Source organism: Variovorax sp. Soil_C_39, from assembly GCF_057656815.1.
The window spans coordinates 1-22,910 of sequence record NZ_JBDGJQ010000010.1 but is presented as its reverse complement, the minus strand read 5'-3'; the positions used below and the strand labels follow the sequence as shown (position 1 = coordinate 22,910).

Below are 22,910 nucleotides of genomic sequence, written 5' to 3'. Positions count from 1 at the left end.
CGACATGAAGATATTGCACGTCGCGGAGACGCTCAAGGGCGGCCTCGAAACCTACCTGCGGATGGTGTCGGGCTTCCAGCAGAATTCGCCCGCGATCTCCCAGGCCAAGTTCGTGCTGCCAGCGCCGGTCGACTGGCTGAGCCCGAAAGATACGCACGTCGTGCCGGCGGCGCGCAGTCCGCTGGTGCTTGCCGGCTATGCGGCCGAGATCCGCAGGATCATCCGCACGGAACGCCCGACGGTGCTGCATCTCCACAGCTCGATCGCAGGGGGCATCGTGCGCGCCATGGCGCTCGTCGGCCAGGTGCCGGCCGAGACCCGCATCGTCTACTGCTCGCATGGCTGGGCCTTCGACCAGATCGGGCCGTCGTACAAGAAGGCGATCTACCGCTGGATCGAATGGCTGCTCTCGCACTGGAGCGACGCGATCATCTGCATCAGCGACCATGAACTGCGGCTGGCCGAAAAATTCGGCATCAAGCGCTGCACCTGCATTCCGAACGGCATCGCCGCCTCGCCGGCACCGGCTGCCATCGAGGCCGCGCCCCGCCAGGTTCCGTCCGAAAGGAAGATCCTGTTCGTCGGGCGGCTCGACCAGCAGAAGGGCGTCGACGCGCTGCTCGATGCCTACGTCCGCGTGCGGCCGAACTTCAAGCTGGTCGTGGTCGGCGAAGCGGTCCGCAACGACCTTCCGCTTGCCAAGCCCAACGAGGTCGAGTTCAAGGGCTGGCTCGAAAAGGAAGCGCTCGACGAGGCCTACCGTTCGTGCGAGGCGATCATCGTTCCCTCGCGCTGGGAGGGCTTCGGCCTGGTGGCCGTCGAGGCGATGGCGCGCGGCAAGCCGGTGTTTGCTTCGGCCGTGGGCGGGCTGGTCGACATCGTCGAGGACCATCGAAGCGGACGGCTGTTCGCGCTCGAGCGCATCGACGACATGCTGCGCGAGATCGACCGCCTTGCCTCGGACGATCTGGCGCGCATGGGCCGTGCCGGCCGCGCGCTGTTCGAGCAGAAATACACCGCCGACCGCATGAATGCCGCAATCGTCGACCTCTACAAGGAGTCGGTGCTTTGAAGAAGATACTTGCTTTCCTGCTGGCAACGGCGGCACTGGCCGGCCTCGGCAGCGGGGCCCAGGCGCGCGGCATCGCCGAACTGGCATCGGCATACCCCGTGGCGCTGAGCGTGCAGATCGATCCCGCGGACATCTCGGACGACGACCTGCGGGAGATCAAGGCTTCGGGCTTCGAGTTCGTGCGCTTCGGCGCGCGGCCGCCGCTCAAGAGCGTGAACCCGGCGTCGATCGACTATTCGAGCCTGATCCGCCGCGTGAAGAACGCACGGCTCGAAGCGATCGTCACGCTGTTCGGCGGGCGCGAAATCTGGGGCCAGCGGCCGGCGGACCTGCGCGGCGGCCAGCGCGAGAAGCTGTTCGCGGAGTTCGCGCGTGGCTTCATGGAGGCGCATGCGGCCGACGTGGCCGTGTGGGAACTGTGGAACGAGCCCGACCACAAGACTTTTCTCAATCCGTCGCTGCATGCGGACTTCGGCGTCGCGACCGCGGCCTTCTGCAGCAGCATCTTGCAGCTGAAGACGCCACCGAAGATCGTCATGGGCTTCGGCTTCGCCAAGCTGCCGTTCCACGCTGGCCAGGTGCCGGCGCCGATCGAGAATGCCTTCGTCTCGGCCGCCAAGTCGAACTGCCTGACGGACATCTCGATCCATCCGTACCGCTCGGTGCCCGAAACGGCCATCGCCGACTACGCCAGGCTGCGCGCCGAGATCGACCAGCGGCAGTTGAACAAGGTGGGCATCGTGGCCTCGGAATGGGGCTATGCCTCGTACCTGCCGGTGCGCGACCGCAACGGCCAGGCCTCGCTGATCTTCCGCGAATACCTCACCAACGTGGCGGCCGGCATCAAGCTGCTGAACCTCTATGCCTGGAAGGACCGCGGCACCTCGGTCGTCGCGCGGGAAGACAACTTCGGGCTCAAGTCGAAGAGCGGCGAGAAGAAGGAGGCGTTCGGGAGCCTCACCGAGTTCCTGCGGATCGTGCGCGACGCGAGGAAGGTCTCCTACGAGGAGGCCGGAGGCGTGCACAAGCTGGTGCTGAGCCGTGGAAGCGCGCTGCTGCACGTGGTGTGGACCGAGCGCGGCGAACAGAACGTGGTCGTGCCGGCCGAGAAGGGCAGGAAATGCACGCGCGTCGAGTTCTTCCCGCAGGTGCGCCGCGGCGGCTGCGGTGCGCCGGACGAGGGCGGCTTCGCAGCCAGGGCGAGCGCCCAGCCGGTCCTGCTGTCGTTCTCGGAATGAACATCGCGGGAATTCGAAAGCGCCTGGGCCCGGTCTACGCGATTGCCGATCAGTGCATCTACAGCGCGAGCCAGCTGCTGCTGAGCTTCGCGCTCGCGCGCGCCCTGTCGCCCGCCGACTTCGGCATCGCCTCGGCCTTTCTCGCGATCGTCAGCTTCCAGTACATCCTGCACACGGCCGTGGTGCACGAGCCGATCCTGATCAAGCGCTACTACGCGAGCCGGTCGGCGGCATGGTGGAGCTGGGCGCTCGTGCTGGGCGTCTCGGTGGCGGGCTTCCTCGCGTGGCAGTTCGCGAGTTTTCCCGGTCCGCTGGCCTGGGCCGGCATCGCGCTGATCGTGGGCTACGAGCTGTTCTGGACCGCGCGCAGCATGCTGCTCGTGGGGCGGCGCTTCCTCGCGCTCTGCGCGTCGGGCCTCCTGGTGTGCGTCGGCTACGTGGTGGTGCTGATCGGGCTGAAGCCCGCTACATGGGCCGAGGCGCTGCTGTGGATCGCCATCGTCCAGTTGCCGTTCGCCCTGCTGATCGCCGGCAACCTGGGGCGCGTGATCGCGCCGCTGCCGGCGCCTGCCGATGCACAGGCCTTGACCATCGGCGAGGCCGCCAGCTATGGCTGGAAGGCCGGCCTTTCGCAGTGGATGAGCTGGATCATGACGGGCGGCGCGATCCTGCTGCTCGGCTCTTCGGCGGATGCCGCGCAGGGCGGGCTGCTGAAGATCTACATCACTTTCCTGCTGCCGATGCAGTACGTGCTGCTGGCGCTGGGTTACTACATCCTGCCGCGGCTCGCGGCCGGCTGGAAGACGGACGCGCGCAAGGAGGCGCACCGCCTCTTCGTCAAGTTCGTGCTGTTCGGCTTTCTCGTGGCGGCCGTCGGCGGCGTCGTGCTCGGCCTGCTCGGGCCGCACCTGGTGGTGCTGGCCTTCGGCCCGAACTACGCCGGCATGGATTTCTCGCCGTTCTTCTATGCCCCGGCCGTGTTCGGCCTCACGATGTGCCTGCGCACCGGATTCAGGGCCGCCGGACGGCCCGGCGCGCTGCTGTGGTGCTCGATCTTCGGTGCGCTGGTCTTTGCGGCCTGCATGCTCGCAACCAAGCCGCCGATCTCCTACATCCAGACCATCCATGCCATGACCGTCGGCTTCGCCTGCATGGCGGCGGCCATGATCGCCTGGCTGTTCTTCATCATGCGCGCCGGCGCCGCATCGCCGGCGCGCTGAGCTAGCGCCGCTCGAAGTTCAGGATGTTGTCGCCGGCGCGCGGCTCGCCCGTGCCCGGTGCGCGGAACTTGTAGGCGCTCGGGTCGCGCGCGGAGGTCATCTCGTAGAGCGGATGGATACGGCCCAGCCGCGCACCGCCGTCGCGCACCAGCGGCGCCCAGGCGAAGTTGGCGGTGAACTTGTTCGTGCGCGGCAGCAGTGCGTCGAACGGGATCGACAGGTAGATGCCCTTGTCGAAGCTGCCTTCGCCGAACTGCCGCGCCGAGACGTTCGTCTTCGTCGCGTAGGCGCCGAGCACCACGCCGTTGTCGAAGCGGCGGCTGATGTCGATCGTCACGCCGCGGTCGCCCGCGAGGTATTGGCCCGCGCTGACCTTCGCGAGCACGCCGTTCCAGCCTGTGTCCCAGTAGACCGTCGCATGGCCAGTGTTGACCTTGTAGTCGCGCAGTCCGAAGTCCTGCTCGAAGTCGCGTTGCCGCACATGGTTGAAGTCGACGCCGAATGCGAGCTTGCTGCGCCAGGGGCGGTAGAGCCACTCGCCGCCGACGCCGGCGAACATCGTTTCGAGCGCGCCGCCGTACACGCTGTAGTACTGGTTGTCGGTGAGCCGGCCCACATGCGTGAGCTGGAACACCGGCATGGTCAGCCGCCGCGAGGTCACGTATTCGCGCTGGAAGGTCCGCACGCGCGGCAGGTTGCTGGGCGCGGTGTAGGTGAACTTGTCGAAGTTGTCGACCAGGCGCAGGTTCAGCGCGCCGTTGACCCAGGTGCTCGGCGTGAAGCGGTACTCGGCCACGGCCTGCACACCGATCTGGTAGAGCACGAAGGCGTTCGGTCCGCCCAGGATCTGGCCCAGGCTGGGCGTGAGCCCGATCGTGAACTTGGGCGTGTCGCGCTCCCATGCGGGCAGGCGCTTGCTGCTGTCGATGTCGCCGCCGTTGTTGTCTACGGCGGCAGCGGCGGTGCGGCTTGTCACCACAGGCACGATCACGCCGGGATCGGCACCGAGCGGCGCGGGCGCGTAGTCGCGCTGGCTCGCGGCGCGTTGCTGGGCCGGGGTCTGCGCCTGGTAGTGCGCATTCACCCATTCGTCGCGGTCGACCACCTGCGCATGCATCGGCAGTCCGCGTTCCGAATAGTGCAGCACGAAATTCCGGACCGAGCCGGGCGCGTCGCGGTGCAGCACCGCGATGATCTGCTCGACGCGCGCACTGCGGTAGACGGTGGCGCTCTCGGTGATCCAGACGTGCAGCATCGCGCCCTGCGGCGCAATGCGCTGGATGGTCCAGTCGGTGCGGCGTTCGATGTCCGCTGCCGTGGCGGCCCAGCCCTGGAAGGCGGTGGGCGCGGTCGGCGAGAACTTCGGCGCGGGCGGGTCCGCCGTCTTGGGCATCTGCATCTTCGCGAGGTTGGTCTGCAGCGTGAGCCCGACCATCACCTTGTCGCCGCGCTCGAAGCCGGCCGAGAAGGTCACGCCCGGCGCGTAGCGGTACTCGAGCCCGATGTTGACCGGCGAGCGCTGCCGCTGGTTGTTGTTGAGCGGCTCGTTCTGATAGTCATTGCCTTCGTATTCGAGCTTCAGCGTCAGCGGCTCCCAGGGCGTGCGCCACTGCACGCCGCCGAACAGCGCGGCAGGTCCGCGGAAGAGCCGGCTGAAGTTAGCGCCGCCCCAGGTCGTCTGGCTCACTCGGGTCTTGAAGCGGCTGTCGAGCAGGCCGAAGGGGTTGCTGATGGTGCCGGCGTTCCCCATGTAGCCCCAACCGATGCCGAGGCTGAAGTCGAACTCGCCATAGCGCTTGTTCGCCACCAGGTACTCGGACGAGAACAGGCCGGTGCCGCCGATGTCGCGAAAACCGAGCGCCACTTCGGGCAGGTAGGCCGATTCCTTCCAGAGCCGCGCCTTCAGGTCGATGCTCTTGTCCTTGTAGCCCTGGTTGCTGAGGCCGATGCCGTAGATCCGGTTGCTGATCGAGCTGTAGCGGAAGCCCGCCTCGAGCCAGTCCAGCGGCTGGAACATCACGTTGAGCCGGGTGTACGGGGACACATGCGAGATCGACGTTCGCATGTCGCCCGCCTGGCCCATGCGTGCGGTCGGCGTCTGCAGCAGGCCGGTTTCGCCCCAGTCGTTGCCGCTGGTCTGAAGCGCTCGGTACTCGGGGGCCGGCTCGGTGAGGACGGAGATCACCGTCGAGGGCGGCGCGGCCGGAGAGTCCGGTGCGGAGGCTGCGGCCTCGGTGAGGGGCGCCTGCGCAGTGGCTTCTTCCTGCGGCGACGGCCCCTGCGTGGCCAGCAGCTTGATGATGCCCTCGGAGATGCGCTCCAGGTCGTCCATGCCGCGTGGCGCGGACCAGATCCAGGCGCCCGGCGCGGGCTCGTCCGACGGATGCGCGTTCCATGGCGACACGCCCACGCGCGCCGTGCGGCCGTCGGGCTGGGCAACCCAGGCCCAGTCGTGGTCGCCCTCGACATCGCAGGCCGCAACGTAGTCCCACGCCTTGCGGCCAGCCTCGTGCGCCACCTGGCACAGCCGGCCGTCGGGCTGCAGCACCGTCACGGTCCGCAGCGCTGGTGGCGGCGCCACCAGCTGCTGGCCGGCCGCGAGCACCGGGTCCTGGTCGGGATGCGCCTCGAGCCAGCGCGGGTCGACGATGCCGAGGGCCACGCGGCCGGTGACCGGCAGGCCCTGCAGCCGCGCGATCAGTTGCTGGTGCTGCGCCTGTTCGGCCTTCGGTGCGCGGCGGCGCGACGCTTCGAGCCGCACCAGCAGCGTGTTCTTGAGAAATTGCTGGGCCAGCCGCTCTTGCGGAACACGCCAGGCGAGTCCGGGCGATGCCGCGGCGGGCGGCTGCCGCAGCAGCCAGGCGCTCAGCCGCTCGCCGGGCCGGATGTCTGCGTCGCTCGTGGGCGAGGAGGCACTGTCGGCCGGCGCATTGGCAGGCACCTGGGCGTTTGCGGCGCAGCTTGCCGCCAATGCACAGGCGGCCATCGCAGCGCGAAGGGGCCGGGGATCCCTGGCAAGGCCACGCAGCAGAAGCGGACGGCTCATGAACCAGCGCTCGCCGCTGCGACGGGTGCTGGAGAAGAAGGCGTCCACTGCTCGAAGCTCATACACAGGTCATTGGAAATACATTGCTCGGAATAGACGACGCGCGGCGCGCCTCCCGCTTGCAGGACACCGAAGCGGGCGGCCGGGAGCGATGCGCTTGCCGGTCGCGTCGTGCTGCGCTCCTCGTACCAGCGCAGCGATGCGGCGGGCCTGCCGGCCAGCGCCGACTGGCTGGGAGCGGCGATCGGCGCCAGTGCCACCTCGTCGCGGATGCCGAAGCGGTAGCCGGGCATCATGTCGCGCTCACGCACGTAGGTTTTCGCGGCCGCGTCGCCGGACCAGGCGGGCAGCTTCGAGAAGCGCACCTCGCGCCAGTCGGTCGACAGCCCGCTCGTACCCACCAGCCGTCCGTCGAGCAGCCGCAGCACTTCGCCGCTGCCGCTGTACCAGACCTCGACCGCGCCTTCGGAGCGCTGGTCGATATAGCCCAGCGCCATGAAGACCGTCTGCGCGCCGGTCGTCACGCGCAGATAGCGGTAATTCGGATTGAAGGTGGGTTCGGAAGCGGCAGCGGACTGGCCGCCATAGAGATGCCGCGCCGTGGCCAGCATGGCCGAGGAACCGGAAGAGCAGCCGCCAATGCCCAAAAGAAATGCTGCCAGAAGACAGCATTCGACCGACCGCACGGCGAAGCCGGCGGACGGGACCTTTGGCGAGCGCCCTCCCGCAGGGAGGGCCGGCACGTTCAGTTGGTGCCGGTCGTGCCCGTGCCGGTGCCGCCGGTACCACCCGTACCGCTGCCGCCACCGCTGTTGCCACCATTGCCGCTGGCAACGGCCGCTGCGAGGCCGACGCTGGCGGCCACGCCGCCGGCTTGGGCCGCTGTGAGCTGGCCGAAGGCCGAGCTGGAGGCGCCCGAGCCGCCCCCCGGCTGAGGTGCCGGCGTCGCGACCGAAGCGGGTGCCGGCGGCGGGGTCTGCGTCTGGGCAAACGCCGAGGAGAGGCCCAGAACGGCGACAGCGGCCGCGGAAACCAATGGCTTAATTCTCATGGCGATATATCCTCTCTATAGCAATTAACAGTTGAGAGAAGACTATCAGCTGGCGAAGTGTGCCGCAACTAATTTACCTTTTATGGCGTTTGCGGGTGCAAATGGCTGTGTCGAAATGTCTTTGAAATAAATGGCTAATTCATTGTTCTTAATTGAGCCTTCTGCATGACCTGCATGCATGGGTTGGGGCCTGCGCGCCCGTGACCGTTGAATATGCGCTCCACAGCCCGCTACAATCGCGGGTTGACCCTGCTCCAGCGAAGAAGACTTAGAGGATCCCCATGAGTGACATGACCTCCGGCTCCCCCCGGATCGACACAAGCAAGCGGACGTGGTTGATCGCATCCAGCTGTGCCGGCGTAGCGGGAGGCGTGGCAACCGCGATTCCCTTTGTAAGCACATTCCAGCCCTCCGAGAAGGCCAAGGCCGCGGGCGCCGCCATCGAGGTCGACATCGGCGGCCTCCAGGTCGGCGAGAAGATCACCGTCGAGTGGCGCGGCAAGCCCGTCTGGATCCTCAAGCGTTCGCCTGAGCAATTGGCCGAGCTGCCCAAGCTCGATGGCCAGCTGGCGGACCCGCAGTCCAAGCGCTACCCCGACGAGTTCACCCCGGCTTACGCGCAGAACGAACACCGTTCGATCAAGCCCGATGTGCTGGTGGTGGTGGGCATCTGCACCCACCTCGGATGCTCGCCCGTCGACCGCCTTCAGGCCGGTCCGCAGCCATCGCTGCCGAACGATTGGGAGGGTGGCTTCCTGTGCCCCTGCCATGGTTCGACCTTCGATCTCGCCGGCCGTGTCTTCAAGAACAAGCCCGCACCCGACAACCTGCCTGTGCCGCCGCACATGTACCTGTCGGACACCAAGCTCCTGATCGGTGAAGACTCCAAGAAGGCCTGAGGCAGAAGAAGAACATGGCTGAATTCCGCGAAATCTCCCCCAACGCGCCCGCGGGCGAGAAGCTCCTCAACTGGGTCGACAACCGGTTCCCGCTGACCAAGCTCTGGAACGACCAGTGGGGCAAGTACTACGCACCGAAGAACTTCAACTTCTGGTACATCTTCGGCTCGCTCGCGATGCTGGTGCTCGTCATTCAGATCGTGACCGGCATCTTCCTCGTGATGCACTACAAGCCCGACGCGAACCTCGCCTTCGCCTCGGTCGAGTACATCATGCGCGACGTCCCCTGGGGCTGGCTGATCCGCTACATCCACTCCACGGGCGCCTCGGCGTTCTTCGTCGTGGTGTACCTGCACATGTTCCGCGGCCTCATGTACGGCAGCTACCGCAAGCCGCGCGAGCTGATCTGGGTGTTCGGCTGTGCGATCTTCCTGTGCCTCATGGCCGAAGCCTTCATGGGCTACCTGTTGCCCTGGGGCCAGATGTCGTACTGGGGCGCCCAGGTGATCGTGAACCTGTTCGCGGCCATTCCGTTCATCGGCCCTGACCTGGCGCTCCTGATCCGCGGCGACTACGTGGTGAGCGATGCCACGCTGAACCGCTTCTTCAGCTTCCACGTGATCGCGGTGCCGCTGGTGCTGCTCGGCCTCGTTGTGGCCCACCTGATCGCGCTGCACGAAGTGGGTTCCAACAACCCCGACGGCATCGAGATCAAGGCCACGCGCGGACCTGATGGTCATCCGCTCGACGGCATCCCGTCGCACCCGTATTACACGGTGCACGACATCTTCGGCGTGGTGGTGTTCCTCACGATCTTCTCGGCCGTGGTTTTCTTCGCGCCGGAAGCCGGTGGGTACTTCCTCGAGTACAACAACTTCATCCCGGCCGATTCGCTCAAGACGCCGAACCACATCGCGCCGGTCTGGTACTTCACGCCGTTCTATTCGATGCTGCGTGCGACCACCGACGACATGGTCAACGTGTTCGCGCTGATCATCGGCGCGGCCGCGATCCTGAATTTCGTCAAGGGCAGGTCGGGCATGGCCCTGAAGATCGCGGTTGCCGTCGTGGCAGCCGTGGTGATCTTCCTGCTCAAGGCCTTCGACGCCAAGTTCTGGGGCGTGGTCGTGATGGGCGGCTCGGTCATCATCCTGTTCTTCCTGCCCTGGCTCGACAAGAGCGAGGTCAAGTCGATCCGCTACCGTCCGAGCTGGCACAAGTACGTGTACGCCGTCTTCGTGTTCTTCTTCCTGATCCTGGGCTACCTGGGCATCCAGGCACCAGGCGTCTGGGGCAACCTGGTCATCGGTTCGTTCGCGCTCGATATCGCGCAGACCATCTCGCAGATCGGCACGCTGTTCTACTTCGGTTTCTTCCTGCTCATGCCCTGGTGGAGCAGCAAGGGCGAGTTCAAGCCCGTGCCCGACCGCGTGACCTTCGCCGCCCATTGAGAAGCCCAAGAGAGCTCGAGAGAAACACGATGAAGAAATGCATTTCTGGCTGGATCGCGGTTATGGGTCTGGCATTGGGCCTGACCTTTTCCGCGACCGCGTCGGCTGCCGAAGGCGGCATCGCCTGGGACAAGGCGCCCAACAAGACCACCGACGTCGCTTCGCTGCAGAACGGCGCCAAGCTGTTCGTCAACTACTGCCTCAATTGCCACTCGGCCGCCTTCATGCGCTACAACCGCCTGCAGGACATCGGCATCAGCGAGCAGCAGATCAAGGACAACCTTCTGTTCACGACCGAGAAGGTCGGCGAGACGATGAAGGCCAACTTCGATCCGCGCCAGGCCAAGGATTGGTTCGGCACCACGCCGCCCGACCTGACGCTCGTGGCCCGCTCGCGGGCCGGCCATGGCGGCACCGGCGCCGACTACCTGTACACCTACCTGCGCACCTACTACCGCGACGACACCAAGGCCACGGGCTGGAACAACCTGGCGTTCCCGAGCGTCGCAATGCCCAACCCGCTGTGGGAACTGCAGGGCGAGCGCCGTCCGGTCTACACCAAGGTGGTGTCGCACGGCCACGAGACCGAAGTCTTCAAGGGCTGGGAGCAGGTCACGCCCGGCACCATGACCCCGCTGCAGTTCGACAATGCGGTGGGCGACCTCGTGGGCTACCTCCAATGGATGGCCGAGCCGGCGCAGAACACCCGCATCCGCATCGGCGTGTGGGTCCTGCTGTTCCTCGTCATGTCGTTGGTCTTCGTGTGGCGACTGAACGCCTCGTACTGGAAAGACGTCAAGTAGTTCCGTCCACGCCGACCGGGCGCCGCGCGCGTCCGGTCCCACAGAGTGGGTTGCGAACGCGACCCACTCTTTTTGATTTTTAGGAGTCTCTCGCCATGATGGTCTTGTATTCAGGAACGACCTGCCCCTTTTCCCACCGCTGCCGGTTCGTGTTGTTCGAAAAGGGCATGGACTTCGAGATCCGCGACGTCGACCTCTACAACAAGCCCGAAGACATCGGCGTGATGAACCCGTACGGCCAGGTGCCGATCCTGGTCGAGCGCGACCTGATCCTGTATGAGTCGAACATCATCAACGAGTACATCGACGAGCGCTTCCCGCATCCGCAGCTGATGCCCGGCGACCCGGTGGACCGCGCCCGCGTGCGGCTGTTTCTGCTCAATTTCGAGAAGGAACTGTTCGTGCATGTGGCCGCGCTCGAGAACCGCACCGCCAAGGGCAACGAGAAAGCCCTCGAGAAGGCGCGCGCGCACATCCGCGACCGCCTCACGCAGCTCGCGCCCGTGTTCCTCAAGAACAAGTACATGCTGGGCGACAACTTCTCGATGCTCGACGTCGCGATCGCGCCGCTGCTCTGGCGCCTCGACTACTACGGCATCGACCTGAGCAAGAATGCGGCGCCGCTCTTGAAGTATGCCGAGCGGATCTTCTCGCGTCCGGCCTACATCGAGGCGCTCACGCCGTCCGAAAAGGTCATGCGGAAGTAAGGTTCTCCCACGGGGCACGGTAGTAGAAATTTCATGATCAACGCGCTCGAGTCGTCCTCCACCCGCCCGTACCTGATTCGGGCGCTCTATGAATGGTGCACCGACAACGGGTTCACGCCCTATGTCGCTGTGCAGGTGGATGACACCGTGCAGGTGCCGCGCGAGTACGTGAAGAACGGCGAGATCGTGCTCAATGTGAGCTTCGACGCGACCAGCTCTCTCAAGCTGGGCAACGAGTTCATCGAGTTCAAGGCGCGTTTCGCGGGCTCGGCACGCGAGATCGTCGTGCCGGTGGGCCGCGTGATCGCCATCTATGCACGCGAGAACGGGCAGGGCATGGCTTTCCCGCCCGCCGTGCCCCTCGGCACGCAAGACGGCCAAGCGGGCGCAGAGCCGGTATTGCCAACGGCCTCGGCGCCAGCGCGCATGCCGCTGCGAGATGCGTCCCGGGGCACCGAGGGCGATGCCAACAATATCGTCCACTTGGTGTCCGGCGAAGACTCGAGTGACGCATCGGGCGTCGACGAGAACGCCCCCGACGAGCCGCCGCGCCCTCCGACCGGCGGCGGCAACCGCCCTTCGCTCAAGCGAATCAAATAGAAAAGAAGCCAGGCCGGGGGCGAATGCAACGCTCCGCAAGCCTTCGGTAGAATTCAGCCACTCAGCAATCATGCCGCTTTAGCTCAATTGGTAGAGCACCCGCCTTGTAAGCGGAAGGTCGTCAGTTCGATTCCGACAAGCGGCACCAAAATTTTTAATGAAATCAACACGTTACGTCACATTGCACACCTGTGCATAACGTACCGTCAACTCAAGTCTGGGACATTCGATGTCCCAAGGATGTCCCAGAATTAGACTCTGCCGAGGGCAGGAGCGTGTCTTTTTGCAGACACGCTGGGACAGTAAGTGGATGACGGTTTGAGCGGATGACGTTGGAGTGATGTAGAGTTTCAAGTTGGGCTGGCGTAGCTGGTCCGTCTCGTGAGCATCCCAAGGCATACGGCATCCTTGGAGGCAACGTCACACACGCAGCGCCGAACACGGCGCACGCAGCATCGAGTGAGATGCGCGTATGGGCCACCCGTCTAGACAAAGGACGGGACTACAGAAGGCGTGTCGGGTACGAGCTGATCGAGAAACAGCTGGATCGAGCCGCATCGCATGGCGATGACGGTTCCCTGTTTTGAGATTACTCACATGTCCCAAACGCAAGTCTGGGGGGACGGTGCCGCTGCCGGCATTCCCCGCCTCCTAACCGTCGATGATCTTGCGGTCATCCTGAGAAAGCATCCGGCAAGCATTCGAAACGACCTCTCTCGGGCACCGGGGAGGCTTCCGCCGCGCCTTCACCTGGGCAGCAAGCGAGCTTTCTGGCTCGAGTCCAGTGTCATCGAGTGGCTGCATTCGCGCCAGGAGCCAATGACAAGGACCGCACTGACTTCTGCCAAGCGCCGGGGCAGGCCAACGAAGGTTGAGCAGGCGCGCCGAGAGCGTGCTGCCGCCCAGGAAGCCAAAAGGGAGCAGGAAGGCGGTGCGGCATGACGGACCGCCTCGCGCTTGCCATCACCATTCCATCGGCAGTTCTGCGTTTTCACCCGGTGGATCTTGGAGATCTGCCACCGTTCGTCCTTTACTCAGCTTGCCACGAGTGGCTTCCGTTCAGCGACAGAACGGTCACGGCAAATTGGCGCACACGTTACGCCTCGTTCATGAGCCGGCGATCAAGCGAGGACGGAGGTATCAACGCTGGGCTATGGGTCGATGTGAAGGCCGCCGACAATTTCTTGGACGCGCGTGGTCGAGCATTGCTGAGTGAGCATTTGCTCAAGGAAAAAAAGAGACGGAACCCGGGCTGGATACCAGCCCGGGACGTCCTTATCAAGCTGGCTGCTTTGGACGGCGCGCCGGCGTCTACTCTATCGAATGGTGCTCATGGAAGCGCCACATGAACCAGCAGCCCGCCCGCGAAATAAATCATCTGTGCGACTCCCCTCGGGCGGACTGGATCAAATTGTCGCGCTTGTTTTTAGAGAAGAGTTGAGTATTCCCGCAAGGTTATTGTTGATTTGGGCCGCACAAACTCATCATGAGTCAATCACGGTTGGGAAAATATTTGACGAAGTGGGAATAAAGAGGCAGACGTGGGAAAACATCAAAGATGAGCTACAAAACCTTAATCTCTTGGATGCGGGATTTCAGTTTGTTGAAGGGAGGCGAATTCATTATCTTGATTTCAAATTGAACAAATTGCAAAATTAAATTTTTGCAAGAACCGTTGCATTTGGAGCAATTTCGATTTTGAGATGCCCCAAACGAAGGCGCCGTAAGGCGCTCCGGAAGAAAACACCAAAAAACCGCTTTGCAAAGGGCGGGGTTTGGTGTTTTATTTTTTCGGTCCGAGGGTGGGGCCCCCGGGCTTCAGCCCGCAGGGGCGGGGCGGGCCACCGCCCCGGGCAAGCTGTCCACGGGCCTGCGGCCGGTGGGCAGCGCGTCAGGCCGGAGGCAAGCGTGCGGGGAGCGGGGGGCATGTGGGCAACCCAAGGGGTTGTCCAAGCTGGCTGGAGGCCAGCGGCATGTCCCCGGCGGGCGGAATACTGGCGCTGCAGTTGCCTTCATTAATACCCGGGTTTAATAAACCGTAACACGCGTGCGATCTGCTGTTTTCAGCGCTGTTGTTTTCAGCGGGTTGTGAACTGATGCCTCGGCAGTTTGCTGGGAGAAATCGACTGGCGCGCCACGCGCGCGCGACTTGCAAATATCAGCACTGTTCTTTCCTGCGGGTCGTGGGGGGAGGTGAACAGCACATCACCTGAGCGCGACCCGCTGTTTTCAGCAGAGTTGTTTTCTACGGGTCGCGACCTGCTGTTTCCAGCAGATGGCGTCCAGGCTTTGGCGCCGGTTTTGCGTGGCAGCTGCTGGAAGTTGTGGCACATGTTTTCGGGTCGATCGGCACGATGAAAGCATGTTTCAAGCAATCAGCCAGCCCACCCGAGTCAGACAAAAAGAACCCGCTGCGCGGGTCTTTTCGCCTGTCTCGGGGCTGGTCAGGGGGACCCCCCTGAAACCCCCTTCCCGTACGCTGTGCACGCTGGCGCCGGTACTCACGTCCTGTTTCGGAGCTCGCTTGTGAGAGGCCGCCCCCCGAAGCCCGGCGGTCCCTTCGAGGCACGCCTCACTGTGCGGCTGCCCGCAGACGACGCACACGCGTGGCGGGGAGCCGCAGCCAGCGCGGGCTTGGGCGTGAGCGACTGGCTCCGCGAAGCGGTCGCCAGCGCGGCGGGCGTTCCTGGTGCCAGCACCGGGCGTGGCGCACGCCGCCGGCCAGCACAGGCCGCGGATATGCGGCTTTTGTGGTTGGTCAGCAATCTCACCTCGAATCTCAATCAACTCGCTCGTGCCTGCAATTCGTCCTTGGCGCGGGGCGAGCCGATTCACTTGGTCCAAGTGCTTGAGCAACTGCGGCAGATTCAAGCCGCTGCTCATCAACTGCTTCCCAATTGAACGAGAGCGAAAGTAAACGGAATGAACCGTGCTTTGGAAATTTCTAAAACACTCGACCGGAGATCCACGGAAAGCCGTCGCCTATCTGCTCAGCAAGCGGGAACGCAATGGCCAACTACGGCATGGCGTGCGGGTCCTTGCAGGCAGTGCGGAGGAGTTCATCGCGATAGCGATCAATTCTCCTCACAAGCACAAGTACAAGAGCTTCGTCATGAGTTGGGCGGACGAAGAGGCACCAACGATTTCCGAGATCAGAGCCGAAATTCAGCGCTGGGAGCACGTGGCCTTTTCCGGATTGGAACGCGACCAGTACACGTATTTTGCGGTGCTCCACGAATCGTCCACACGGGGGCAGGATTTGCATGTGCTCACACCTCGCGTCGAGCTGCGATCCGGTCGCAGCCTCAATATTTCACCACCCTCGAAGACCGCAGAACGAGCGTATACGCTTGCCCAGGATATCGCCAATGCGACCAGAGGATGGGCCTCACCTTCAGATCCCTCTCGTGCACGGCTGGTACGTCCAACAAGGCCAGCAGTATTCGAAGATGCCGCCCTGATCCGCGCAGGCCTGCAACTCGGCCGACGTCCCGAAACTCAGATTACCGACTGGTTGGTGCGCGGGATCCAAGCTGGCCAAGTCAAAACCAGAGCCGACGTGGTGACATCGTTGGCCGGATTGGGCACGGTGACTCGAGAAGGCGCGGACTACGTGTCCGTGAAGCTGCCCGAGCGAGAGCGCGCTTTGCGGTTGAGAGGGCTCGTGTATGAGCGCGAACTTGCTCCCGAGCGAATTCTCGCTCGACTATCTGGACCAAATGGACTGGCCGAGCGCGGCCCCGGCTGGCGAGGCGGCAAACGCGATCCCGCAGCAGCCGAGCGTTGCGCTGAAGAGCTCAGGGAGCTCGTTGAAAAACGCGCGGCATACAACCGAGCGAGATACGGTGGCTCCGCTGCCGTCATTGCAGTCGACGGCCATGGCGCCAGCGATCGAGGGCGTCGACCTGTCTCACGCCGACCTGGACCGCATGAAGGCAGACCTGCACAGCGCACGCAACCGGGCGCGCCAGCTCTTGGCGGACCTCGAAGCGGTCTCGATTCGAATGACGACCGACATGGCGACTCACCAGCGCTGCTTGGGGATCGCGATCTCGTCGGCCCAGGCCTCTTGGACGGCCGATCTTCGGGCAGCTCGCCGCGTGCTTCTGATCGCATTGGCGCTGCCGTTCCTGGCGCTGCTGCTGCTGACCTTTGCCGCAGCTGGGGCGACATGGTGGTGGGCAAGCAGCGAAGTCGCCGCGGCGCGCGCCGAACGCGATCAGGTGACGGCCCAGACGCGCCGGCTGACAGCAGAGTTCTGCGCGAGCGCAGCGGGGCGGAGGATTTGTCGCCCCGTCAGCGACGCGGCGGCGCCCAACAGCGCGGCCAGATGACGACCGAACTTGACGAATACCTGGCCCAAGCGATTCGACGCGCCAGGCAAGCCCAAGCCTCATCCCCCCCTCAACTACCGAAGGAAAACACCGTGGCCATCACGCCCTTCAACTCGGCACCTCTGTCACCGCTCACCGCCTCACCGCCCCTGACGCGGCCGTCGTTGCGCGAGCTGTCGGCGCTCCACTCGAAAAAGACCGCGACGGCCGCAGCCGCGGCAGGCGTCGCCGCAGGTGAAAGCGCCGGCATTGAACTAGAGCGCCACCAAGAACGGACCGCTGGCACAACATCGGCGCCCGCCGTCGATCACGGCTTCTTCGGGCGTGTGATCGAGTGGCTCCGCAATCTGATTAAGCGCATTTTCAACGTTGTCTCTGTCGCACAGCCGTCGCCCGCGGACCTCGAGCAGGTCGATCCGAGAGACAAAATGATTGCCGAGTTGCGCGCGGAGCTCGCTGCCACGCGAGCAGAACTTGCAAAGCTTCGTGCTGTGGCCGCGGCGCGTGGATTTGATCTGACGAGCCTCGACCAAGCTGACGACGCAGCTGGCCGCGCAATCGACGCCGGAGTTCGTGCGCTGGAGCTCGATAGAGCCCGCGACCGCGCCCGGCAGCGTCGCGAATTCGCTGCCATGGCCGCCGCACAGCAGGGTTCCAGTGCGGCGATTGCGGAGGTAAGCAACGCCGCAGCCGGTGTCGATCGCGCCGCAGCTGACCAGGCACAGCTGGATAGCGAAGAAGCCAGTGCCGCCGAGGCCGCGCGAGAAGCGAGCGAACTTGACATCAAGGATCCCGCGCGAGCCGAGGAATTGCGTCAAACCTGGCTGATTTTGGATCGCAAGATTCGCGCAGCACATGCCCAAATCGTCGATGAACTTCGGCATCCCCCATCGGACGAGCCCGAAGGTCCACAGCCGACAGATCCGGACGCTCGAGCCAAGCTGATCCAAGAACACCGGGCTGCTCTGAAACAAGCGCGGCTCGATCGCGAGGACCAGCTCGCGTCTTGGGCTGACGAGCGCCGAGCCATCGAACGTGAGATGTGGCCGGAGCAAGATCTCGATCTGGACGATGACGGGCTGCTGGAGCAGCTGCGGTGACCGGTCTCGCAGGAGTTGTGCTCTGGGCAATCGCCATTGCGCAGCGCGTCGCCGTTTGGCTGTTGTTGCTGCTGGGCGCCGGGCTTGCCGAGGCCCAGACCGGCGGGACGGCCCAGCTGACCCAGCCGTACCTCGACGCAACGAAATCTACAGATATGTCCACGCAGGCGTTCACGGCGTTGCTGGGCACATTCTTCACGAACCCGTTCGCGGCGCTCGGGTCAGCATCGACGCTCCTGGGATCGATGTTCCTGGTCTTCAACACGTTCATCCTGGTGGCCGGCACCATCTGGGCGACGTACGGCATCGGAGTGGCGATCGTCCAAACCGCCCACGAAGGGCAACTGATGGGCAAGAAGCTCTCGCAAGTTTGGCTGCCGATTCGGATGGTCACTGGCGTGGCCAGCTTGATCCCGGCGTTCGGCGGGTTCTCGCTCTCCCAAGCAGTCCTGGTGTTCGCGACGACGCTGGGAATTGGTGTGGCCAATTTAGGCTTCGACGCGATGGTGAACGGCACGAACAACATGACGACGCTCGTGGCGCCATCGTTCGTGTCACCCAAGGCGCAGGGCGCGGCGTCACTGGAGGAGGCCGCATTCACGCTGTTCCGTGCGCGTGTCTGCATGAACGCGCAGAACAACTACGCACGACAGCAGCGGGAAGCCCTGGGTGTGGACATGACCGCGGAGACGATCACGGCGACCTCGCCGACGGGCATCACTGGTGTGCAATACGGCAAGCCGGACGCGCCCGCCTACTGCGGGGGCCTGAAGGTCACTGCGAACGCAGTGCAGGGCGGGCGGGAGAGCAGCTCGGTCGGCGGCTATCGCGTTGCCTCGGTGAACTACAGGGCGATCGCGGAAGGCGTGCAATCCCGCGCGACCGGCAATTTCGCGCAGTACGTCAACGGCCTCGCGCAGCTCGCGGACGACTGGTTTCTGAGCTACAAGGTCTACCAGACGACAGGTGGGCAGCGGCCCTCGGTGCCTGTGCTCAAACTCGCAGGGCTCGCGACCACTTACTACCAGGCGCTACAGCCGACCGAGGGCGCTGCGACGGCCGGGGCCCAAGCGCTCTCGTCGTCGGCCATCGAGTCGATGAAGAAGTACGGATGGTTCGGGGCGGGCGCTTGGTACGCCACGCTCGCCGAAGTCAACGCGGCGGTGGCCCAGGCGGCGCAGTCGGTCAGCTTTGCGTCCATTCCGATTCAGGCCCCCGAGGGCTCCATGAACTCGGAGCTTCGCGAGCTCATGCAGTCGCTGGAAATCGCGACGGCCAGGGCGCCCACCGACGCGGCGAACGCGAACTCGACGGCATCGGCATCTTCGTGGCAGGCCTTGTGCCTGATGATCGCCAAGACACTTTCACCGAGCGGTAGCTCTCCGACCGGAAACTGTTCCCTGGGGCAGAGCTTCGCGATGACCCTGATCGATATGTCGACTGCCGGCGCAGGCGGTGCGACGTCGACTGCGGGCGGCGCGCTGCGCATGATCGACCCGATCATCGCGATGAAGAACATGGGCGACTACCTCATGTTGACGGCTGAATCGCTGTTCACCGTGGCTTCCTATGTCGGGGAAGCGGCGAACGAGATCGAGAACCCGACCACTCTGGCTGGAGGTGCCGGCTGGGTGGCTGACAATGCCACGGGCGGCTCGATGAGCAAGCTGCTGGCGCCGCTCAAGGCGCTCGCACCGTTGCTGCCGATGCTGATCGGCGGGTTGTTCATCGTCGGCGCGGTCATGAGCCTCTGGCTGCCGATGGTGCCCTTCGTGAACTGGTGGGGAGGGCTGGTCCAGTACCTCACGATCTTCTTTGAGGGCATTGCCGCTGGGCCGATCTGGGCGTTCGTCCACTTGGACGCAAACGGCGACGGGATGGGGCAGCGGACAGAAACGGGCTATCTCTTCATCATCAATATGCTGTTTCGGCCGATTCTGATGCTGCTCGGGTTCGTCGCCGCTGCCGCGCTGATGATGGTGATGGGGAGCTTTCTGTTCTGGCTCTATCCCTCAGTCATGTCGAACGTGCAGGGTAACTCGATCACGGGAATCTTCTCCGTGATCGGGTTCCTGTTGATCTTTTGGATGCTGATGCACACGCTGGTGACCAGCCTGAGCAACCTCTCGGTGCTGTTGCCCGATCAGGCCTTGGCCTGGGCCGGCAAAGCAATCGGGGCGCAGCTCGGCCGTGACGCAGAGCATGGAACGCGAGGGCAGTTCATGGCGTTCGGTCGGCTTGGCAAGGACAGCCTCACAGTGGCTTCGGCCGCACCGAAGCCGAAGGCCGGTAGCAAGCCCGCCGGCACTGCCGGCGGATCGCTCTCTCCGGTGGAGTGATGGCGGCACGTTCACGCTTGGTCGAATTGGCGGCTGAGTTCAGCCGAGACTTCTACCAGCCGTCGGCTAAGTCCTGCGATGGGTTTGCCCTCGCGGGACTTGCTGGGTTGGTGTCGAGCAGTTGGGATAAAGAAAGCCGACCATTGGTAGAAGTCTCTACCAAGTTCGGCAGAGCGCCAGCCTCCGATTGGCTTGCTCGTTCGATGTCGGAAAGATGGACCGGAGATAGCCGACGATTGGTAGAAGTCTCGACCAAGTCCGACAGTGCGGCGGCCTTCGGCCGCCGCACTTTCTTGGTAAGGGAAAGATGGCGTAGAGATAGCCGAGACTTCTACCAATCGTCGGCTATCTCATGCGGGGCCAGCGTCCGGTGGGGCGGCTGGAGCATGCATACGGCTAGCTTTAGCCGAGACTTCTACCAACTGACGGCTATTCGCGGAGATGGCATTGGGCGTCTCGGCCCTTGGCCGACCGCGCTCTTCAGGGCTACGCCCCCAAGCCGCCTCGCGTCTTGGCCTTCGGTTTCGATCGCTGACGCACGCTGCTTGCGCAGCAGCTCGCTGCGCTCGAAGGCCTCCGGCCAGCCAGTGCCGCTGCGCGGCATGGGGCGCTCGCCGCGCGGCGTCCCGTCTGGGAATTGTTCTCCGCGGCCTTCACCGTCTACCTCACGCCTTCGCCATTCCTTCGTCAGTGTGACCGGCGCCGCGCGCTTCGCGCGCTCGATGGCTGCCCGCAAGGGTTCGCTTCGCTCCCGTCCTCGCCCGTTCGCACTCGCTGCGCTCGCTTGCGCATGCGGCCTCCGGGCGGGCCCTTGCGGGCATCCATCGCGCCGGTCCCACGGACTCCGGGCGAAGGCGAGAGGTAGACGGTGATTGAGACCGCACGGATCGTTTTCCCAGCCGGGACCGGATTCACGAGGGGCTCAGCTCAAGGTTCCGGTGTTCTTGAAGACCAACGCCGCATTCGCGGCACACGAAAGGAATGGACATGACAAAGGCGAAACAACAGCTGGACCCGCTCGTCGAGCGCGCGCTGGACGCGGTGGTGGCCAACAAGCCGAGCCTGGCCAACTGGGCTGCGAACAAGCGCTTCGAGCTCGCCGGTGAACAACGCATCGAGGTTTTCAGGTGGCTTGTTTTTTCCCTAGATCGGGGGAACCAGGCAGCGGTCGAGGCGGCCTTCGGCCTTGAGCCCGGCGACCTCGCCGTCACCGGCCCGACTGGTCGGGTCGCGCGGGTGCTGCGCGCCTGATTGCGAAGGAGAGGGCATGAACACGACTCACGAAGTCGAATTTCGCCACTTCCTTGGCAAGGCGAGGGACGCAGCTCGAGGCGGATGCAGTGCATGGGCCTGTATGAGCACAGGCGAGAAGGTGGCGGTGGCACTGGTCCTCAACAAAGCCGACTGGCTGGCCCAGATGGACTACTCGATGGCCGAGGCAATCGAACGCGCCGGCAGCACCTGGGGCGCGCTCATGCCGGCCGTGTGTCGCGAGTTGCGGGACGCGGGCGATATCTGAACTCACGAAGGAGAGAACACATGAACAACAACGGAGAGAGCTGGATTGGGATCGATGAACTCTGTGGCACCACCGAGGAGTGGGCCTGGCTCGAAGAAAACCACCTTGAGTGGTATGGCGCATATCAATCGGCCTGTCCCTGGGCGGCGACGAGGCCCGAACTGGTGGAGCTCGTTAGGACAGCGCCCAACGGATTCTCCCGTGGACTCATCTACAGCTGGTTGGCCGCCCGCCAAGACGTGGCCAACCAGACAGGCCTTGCCTTTACTTGAAGGCCTTGGAGGACAGAGATGAACCAGATCGACCTTCATCAATTGCCGATGGGGACCGAAATCGAGATCTTTCCAGAGGCGCGTTACCCCTTCATTCAGTGCGGGCCGGTGCATGCATTCCTGTGCGCGGACGCTCAAGGTATGCGCCTTATCACCACGGGTGGCGGCACGCTGCTTTTCGGTGCAGTCACTGCGGAGGCCCTGGCTGACCGCCTCAAGAGTCTTGGGTACAGCCCAACCATCGTTCGCTGAACGGAACACAGACATGAAGCCTCTACCGAATGCCGCCCACCTGGCCCACCTGGCCGCTGTTGCTGAGTTTGAAGCCGAACTGGCTGCGATGGATGCCCGATGCGCTGCCCTCGATTTCAAGCTTCAACAGGCCCAAGTGCAGTCGGCGTCACGCCGACGGCGCGCGCAGGAGGCGGAGATGCAGAGGCGGGCGCTGCGGCAGTCCCGCCTGGCGGAGAGCGTTGCAGTGGCGCTTTTCGGCGGGGCCAACGCTCTCTTCAGTGCGGCGCAGTCATCGCGGCCGCGCTTGGGATTGCCAGAGCTTCCCGGGAAGCGCTGAGCCGCTTCACCCCAAACCAACCCTGATCACAACATTTTTAGGACAGCTCTTTTCATGAAAAACAAAAAGACGATTCCTGGCGCGATCGCATCTGCCGTCGCAGCCCTTGCACTTACCGCGTGCGGCGGCGGCGGCGGTGGGGTTAACCGGTGATTCCGCCATCGTGACCGGTGATTCCGGACCATCCGGAAATCGGTCACGTTGGGCCCGGAATCACCGGTCACGTTCGTGCGGAATGCTCGGTGTTGAGTTCCATGCAATCCTGACCCGGCATTTCCATCCAATATTGACCCACCCTCTTTGCGAGCCTGGCGGCTCACGGTGTGGATAAGTTCTTGGTTTTCTCCTTCTTTCTAGGTTGGTCTGCCTGAGCGGGTTGAGCCGAGCTGTGCTTGAACCGGAAGCTGTCGTTGCCGGTCTCCAGGATGTGGCAGTGGTGCGTGAGCCGGTCCAGCAGCGCCGTCGTCATCTTCGCATCGCCGAACACGCTGGCCCACTCGCTGAAGCTCAGGTTCGTCGTGATCACCACGCTCGTGCGTTCGTAGAGCTTCGAGAGCAGATGGAACAACAGCGCCCCGCCTGATGCGCTGAACGGCAGGTAGCCGAGCTCGTCGAGGATCACCATGTCGGCGTACATCAGCCGATGCGCGATGTGCCCCGGGTTGCCGCTGGCCTTCTCCTGCTCGAG

23 protein-coding genes and 1 tRNA gene are annotated in these 22,910 nt (G+C 64.2%); 20 read left to right on the top strand and 4 right to left on the bottom strand.

The window, feature by feature from the left end; all coding sequences use genetic code 11:
- Nucleotides 1-4: 4 nt before the first annotated feature.
- Genes AC3A6J_RS22065 through AC3A6J_RS22055 form a run of 3 tightly spaced genes read left to right on the top strand, consistent with a single transcriptional unit; the run spans nucleotide 5 to nucleotide 3,530 of the window.
- The gene (locus AC3A6J_RS22065; RefSeq protein ID WP_487862136.1) at nucleotides 5-1,072 is read left to right on the top strand and encodes a glycosyltransferase family 4 protein; all 1,068 of its coding nucleotides are present in this window, start codon (nucleotides 5-7) and stop codon (nucleotides 1,070-1,072) included.
- Nucleotides 1,069-2,310 (top strand): hypothetical protein, encoded by a 1,242-nt coding sequence (locus AC3A6J_RS22060; RefSeq protein WP_487862135.1) that lies wholly within the window; start codon nucleotides 1,069-1,071, stop codon nucleotides 2,308-2,310. The genes AC3A6J_RS22065 and AC3A6J_RS22060 overlap by 4 nt, the downstream gene beginning before the upstream one ends.
- Nucleotides 2,307-3,530: a lipopolysaccharide biosynthesis protein gene (locus AC3A6J_RS22055; RefSeq protein WP_487862134.1), complete on the top strand. Its 1,224-nt coding sequence runs from the start codon at nucleotides 2,307-2,309 to the stop codon at nucleotides 3,528-3,530. The genes AC3A6J_RS22060 and AC3A6J_RS22055 overlap by 4 nt, the downstream gene beginning before the upstream one ends.
- A gap of 1 nt (nucleotide 3,531) precedes the next feature.
- Here AC3A6J_RS22055 and AC3A6J_RS22050 read toward each other — a convergent pair whose 3' ends face one another.
- From AC3A6J_RS22050 to AC3A6J_RS22040, 3 genes are all read right to left on the bottom strand, one after another.
- Nucleotides 3,532-6,576: a YjbH domain-containing protein gene (locus AC3A6J_RS22050; protein WP_487862133.1), complete on the bottom strand. Its 3,045-nt coding sequence runs from the start codon at nucleotides 6,574-6,576 to the stop codon at nucleotides 3,532-3,534.
- A complete protein-coding gene (locus AC3A6J_RS22045; RefSeq protein ID WP_487862132.1) occupies nucleotides 6,573-7,187 on the bottom strand; it encodes a YjbF family lipoprotein in 615 nt (204 codons plus the stop codon). The genes AC3A6J_RS22050 and AC3A6J_RS22045 overlap by 4 nt, the downstream gene beginning before the upstream one ends.
- Before the next feature lie 134 nt (nucleotides 7,188-7,321).
- Entirely contained in the window at nucleotides 7,322-7,627 is a 306-nt protein-coding gene (locus AC3A6J_RS22040) for a hypothetical protein (RefSeq protein WP_487862131.1), read from the bottom strand.
- A 281-nt stretch (nucleotides 7,628-7,908) separates the two neighbouring features.
- On the opposite strand from AC3A6J_RS22040, the gene petA reads away from it, so the two are divergent.
- The 17 genes from petA (at nucleotide 7,909) to AC3A6J_RS21955 (ending at nucleotide 22,222) form a co-directional block, all read left to right on the top strand.
- Nucleotides 7,909-8,526: a ubiquinol-cytochrome c reductase iron-sulfur subunit gene (gene petA / locus AC3A6J_RS22035; protein ID WP_487862130.1), complete on the top strand. Its 618-nt coding sequence runs from the start codon at nucleotides 7,909-7,911 to the stop codon at nucleotides 8,524-8,526.
- A gap of 14 nt (nucleotides 8,527-8,540) precedes the next feature.
- A complete protein-coding gene (locus AC3A6J_RS22030) occupies nucleotides 8,541-9,977 on the top strand; it encodes a cytochrome b (protein ID WP_487862129.1) in 1,437 nt (478 codons plus the stop codon).
- Nucleotides 9,978-10,006: 29 nt separating this feature from the next.
- Nucleotides 10,007-10,780, top strand: coding sequence for a cytochrome c1 (locus AC3A6J_RS22025; RefSeq protein WP_487862128.1), 774 nt, complete (start codon nucleotides 10,007-10,009; stop codon nucleotides 10,778-10,780).
- 95 nt (nucleotides 10,781-10,875) lie between these two features.
- A complete protein-coding gene (locus tag AC3A6J_RS22020) occupies nucleotides 10,876-11,487 on the top strand; it encodes a glutathione S-transferase N-terminal domain-containing protein (RefSeq protein WP_487862127.1) in 612 nt (203 codons plus the stop codon).
- A gap of 33 nt (nucleotides 11,488-11,520) precedes the next feature.
- Complete coding sequence (locus AC3A6J_RS22015) at nucleotides 11,521-12,087, top strand: ClpXP protease specificity-enhancing factor (protein WP_487862126.1); 567 nt, start codon at nucleotides 11,521-11,523, stop codon at nucleotides 12,085-12,087.
- A 72-nt stretch (nucleotides 12,088-12,159) separates the two neighbouring features.
- A tRNA-Thr gene (locus tag AC3A6J_RS22010) sits at nucleotides 12,160-12,235 on the top strand.
- A gap of 790 nt (nucleotides 12,236-13,025) precedes the next feature.
- The gene (locus tag AC3A6J_RS22005) at nucleotides 13,026-13,436 is read left to right on the top strand and encodes a hypothetical protein (RefSeq protein ID WP_487862125.1); all 411 of its coding nucleotides are present in this window, start codon (nucleotides 13,026-13,028) and stop codon (nucleotides 13,434-13,436) included.
- On the top strand, nucleotides 13,420-13,746 hold the full coding sequence (locus tag AC3A6J_RS22000; protein WP_487862124.1) for a hypothetical protein: 327 nt from the start codon (nucleotides 13,420-13,422) through the stop codon (nucleotides 13,744-13,746). The genes AC3A6J_RS22005 and AC3A6J_RS22000 overlap by 17 nt, the downstream gene beginning before the upstream one ends.
- Nucleotides 13,747-14,727: 981 nt before the next feature.
- Nucleotides 14,728-14,988: a hypothetical protein gene (locus AC3A6J_RS21995; protein WP_487862123.1), complete on the top strand. Its 261-nt coding sequence runs from the start codon at nucleotides 14,728-14,730 to the stop codon at nucleotides 14,986-14,988.
- A gap of 767 nt (nucleotides 14,989-15,755) precedes the next feature.
- The gene (locus tag AC3A6J_RS21990) at nucleotides 15,756-16,421 is read left to right on the top strand and encodes a hypothetical protein (protein ID WP_487862122.1); all 666 of its coding nucleotides are present in this window, start codon (nucleotides 15,756-15,758) and stop codon (nucleotides 16,419-16,421) included.
- A gap of 92 nt (nucleotides 16,422-16,513) precedes the next feature.
- A complete protein-coding gene (locus AC3A6J_RS21985) occupies nucleotides 16,514-17,521 on the top strand; it encodes a hypothetical protein (protein ID WP_487862121.1) in 1,008 nt (335 codons plus the stop codon).
- A complete protein-coding gene (locus tag AC3A6J_RS21980; RefSeq protein ID WP_487862120.1) occupies nucleotides 17,518-19,860 on the top strand; it encodes a DotA/TraY family protein in 2,343 nt (780 codons plus the stop codon). The genes AC3A6J_RS21985 and AC3A6J_RS21980 overlap by 4 nt, the downstream gene beginning before the upstream one ends.
- A 987-nt stretch (nucleotides 19,861-20,847) precedes the next feature.
- Nucleotides 20,848-21,111, top strand: coding sequence for a hypothetical protein (locus AC3A6J_RS21975; protein WP_487862119.1), 264 nt, complete (start codon nucleotides 20,848-20,850; stop codon nucleotides 21,109-21,111).
- Nucleotides 21,112-21,127: 16 nt separating this feature from the next.
- Nucleotides 21,128-21,379 carry a hypothetical protein gene (locus tag AC3A6J_RS21970; RefSeq protein ID WP_487862118.1) on the top strand — a complete coding sequence of 84 codons (252 nt, stop codon included), beginning with the start codon at nucleotides 21,128-21,130 and terminating at the stop codon, nucleotides 21,377-21,379.
- 20 nt (nucleotides 21,380-21,399) lie between these two features.
- Nucleotides 21,400-21,651, top strand: a complete 252-nt coding sequence (locus tag AC3A6J_RS21965; RefSeq protein ID WP_487862117.1) for a hypothetical protein — start codon at nucleotides 21,400-21,402, stop codon at nucleotides 21,649-21,651.
- A gap of 18 nt (nucleotides 21,652-21,669) precedes the next feature.
- The gene (locus AC3A6J_RS21960) at nucleotides 21,670-21,903 is read left to right on the top strand and encodes a hypothetical protein (protein WP_487862116.1); all 234 of its coding nucleotides are present in this window, start codon (nucleotides 21,670-21,672) and stop codon (nucleotides 21,901-21,903) included.
- Nucleotides 21,904-21,916: 13 nt separating this feature from the next.
- Entirely contained in the window at nucleotides 21,917-22,222 is a 306-nt protein-coding gene (locus tag AC3A6J_RS21955) for a hypothetical protein (RefSeq protein WP_487862115.1), read from the top strand.
- A 316-nt stretch (nucleotides 22,223-22,538) separates the two neighbouring features.
- Here the strand turns inward: AC3A6J_RS21955 and AC3A6J_RS21950 are convergent.
- The coding region (locus AC3A6J_RS21950; RefSeq protein WP_487862114.1) for an ATP-binding protein at nucleotides 22,539-22,910 on the bottom strand (372 nt) is incomplete at its 5' end.

Bases quoted from the DNA above. Each gene is read 5' to 3' on its own strand.
- AC3A6J_RS22055 (WP_487862134.1), top strand. From the start codon at position 2,307: ATGAACATCGCGGGAATTCGAAAGCGCCTGGGCCCGGTCTACGCGATT.
- AC3A6J_RS22030 (WP_487862129.1), top strand. From the start codon at position 8,541: ATGGCTGAATTCCGCGAAATCTCCCCCAACGCGCCCGCGGGCGAGAAG.
- AC3A6J_RS21975 (WP_487862119.1), top strand. From the start codon at position 20,848: ATGACAAAGGCGAAACAACAGCTGGACCCGCTCGTCGAGCGCGCGCTG.
- AC3A6J_RS22040 (WP_487862131.1), bottom strand. From the start codon at position 7,627: ATGAGAATTAAGCCATTGGTTTCCGCGGCCGCTGTCGCCGTTCTGGGC.
- AC3A6J_RS21970 (WP_487862118.1), top strand. From the start codon at position 21,128: ATGAACACGACTCACGAAGTCGAATTTCGCCACTTCCTTGGCAAGGCG.
- AC3A6J_RS22015 (WP_487862126.1), top strand. From the start codon at position 11,521: ATGATCAACGCGCTCGAGTCGTCCTCCACCCGCCCGTACCTGATTCGG.
- AC3A6J_RS22050 (WP_487862133.1), bottom strand. From the start codon at position 6,576: ATGAGCCGTCCGCTTCTGCTGCGTGGCCTTGCCAGGGATCCCCGGCCC.
- AC3A6J_RS21990 (WP_487862122.1), top strand. From the start codon at position 15,756: ATGAGCGCGAACTTGCTCCCGAGCGAATTCTCGCTCGACTATCTGGAC.
- AC3A6J_RS21965 (WP_487862117.1), top strand. From the start codon at position 21,400: ATGAACAACAACGGAGAGAGCTGGATTGGGATCGATGAACTCTGTGGC.
- AC3A6J_RS21960 (WP_487862116.1), top strand. From the start codon at position 21,670: ATGAACCAGATCGACCTTCATCAATTGCCGATGGGGACCGAAATCGAG.
- AC3A6J_RS21955 (WP_487862115.1), top strand. From the start codon at position 21,917: ATGAAGCCTCTACCGAATGCCGCCCACCTGGCCCACCTGGCCGCTGTT.
- AC3A6J_RS22020 (WP_487862127.1), top strand. From the start codon at position 10,876: ATGATGGTCTTGTATTCAGGAACGACCTGCCCCTTTTCCCACCGCTGC.
- AC3A6J_RS22045 (WP_487862132.1), bottom strand. From the start codon at position 7,187: ATGCTGGCCACGGCGCGGCATCTCTATGGCGGCCAGTCCGCTGCCGCT.
- AC3A6J_RS22005 (WP_487862125.1), top strand. From the start codon at position 13,026: ATGACGGACCGCCTCGCGCTTGCCATCACCATTCCATCGGCAGTTCTG.
- AC3A6J_RS22025 (WP_487862128.1), top strand. From the start codon at position 10,007: ATGAAGAAATGCATTTCTGGCTGGATCGCGGTTATGGGTCTGGCATTG.
- AC3A6J_RS22000 (WP_487862124.1), top strand. From the start codon at position 13,420: ATGGAAGCGCCACATGAACCAGCAGCCCGCCCGCGAAATAAATCATCT.
- petA (WP_487862130.1), top strand. From the start codon at position 7,909: ATGAGTGACATGACCTCCGGCTCCCCCCGGATCGACACAAGCAAGCGG.
- AC3A6J_RS22065 (WP_487862136.1), top strand. From the start codon at position 5: ATGAAGATATTGCACGTCGCGGAGACGCTCAAGGGCGGCCTCGAAACC.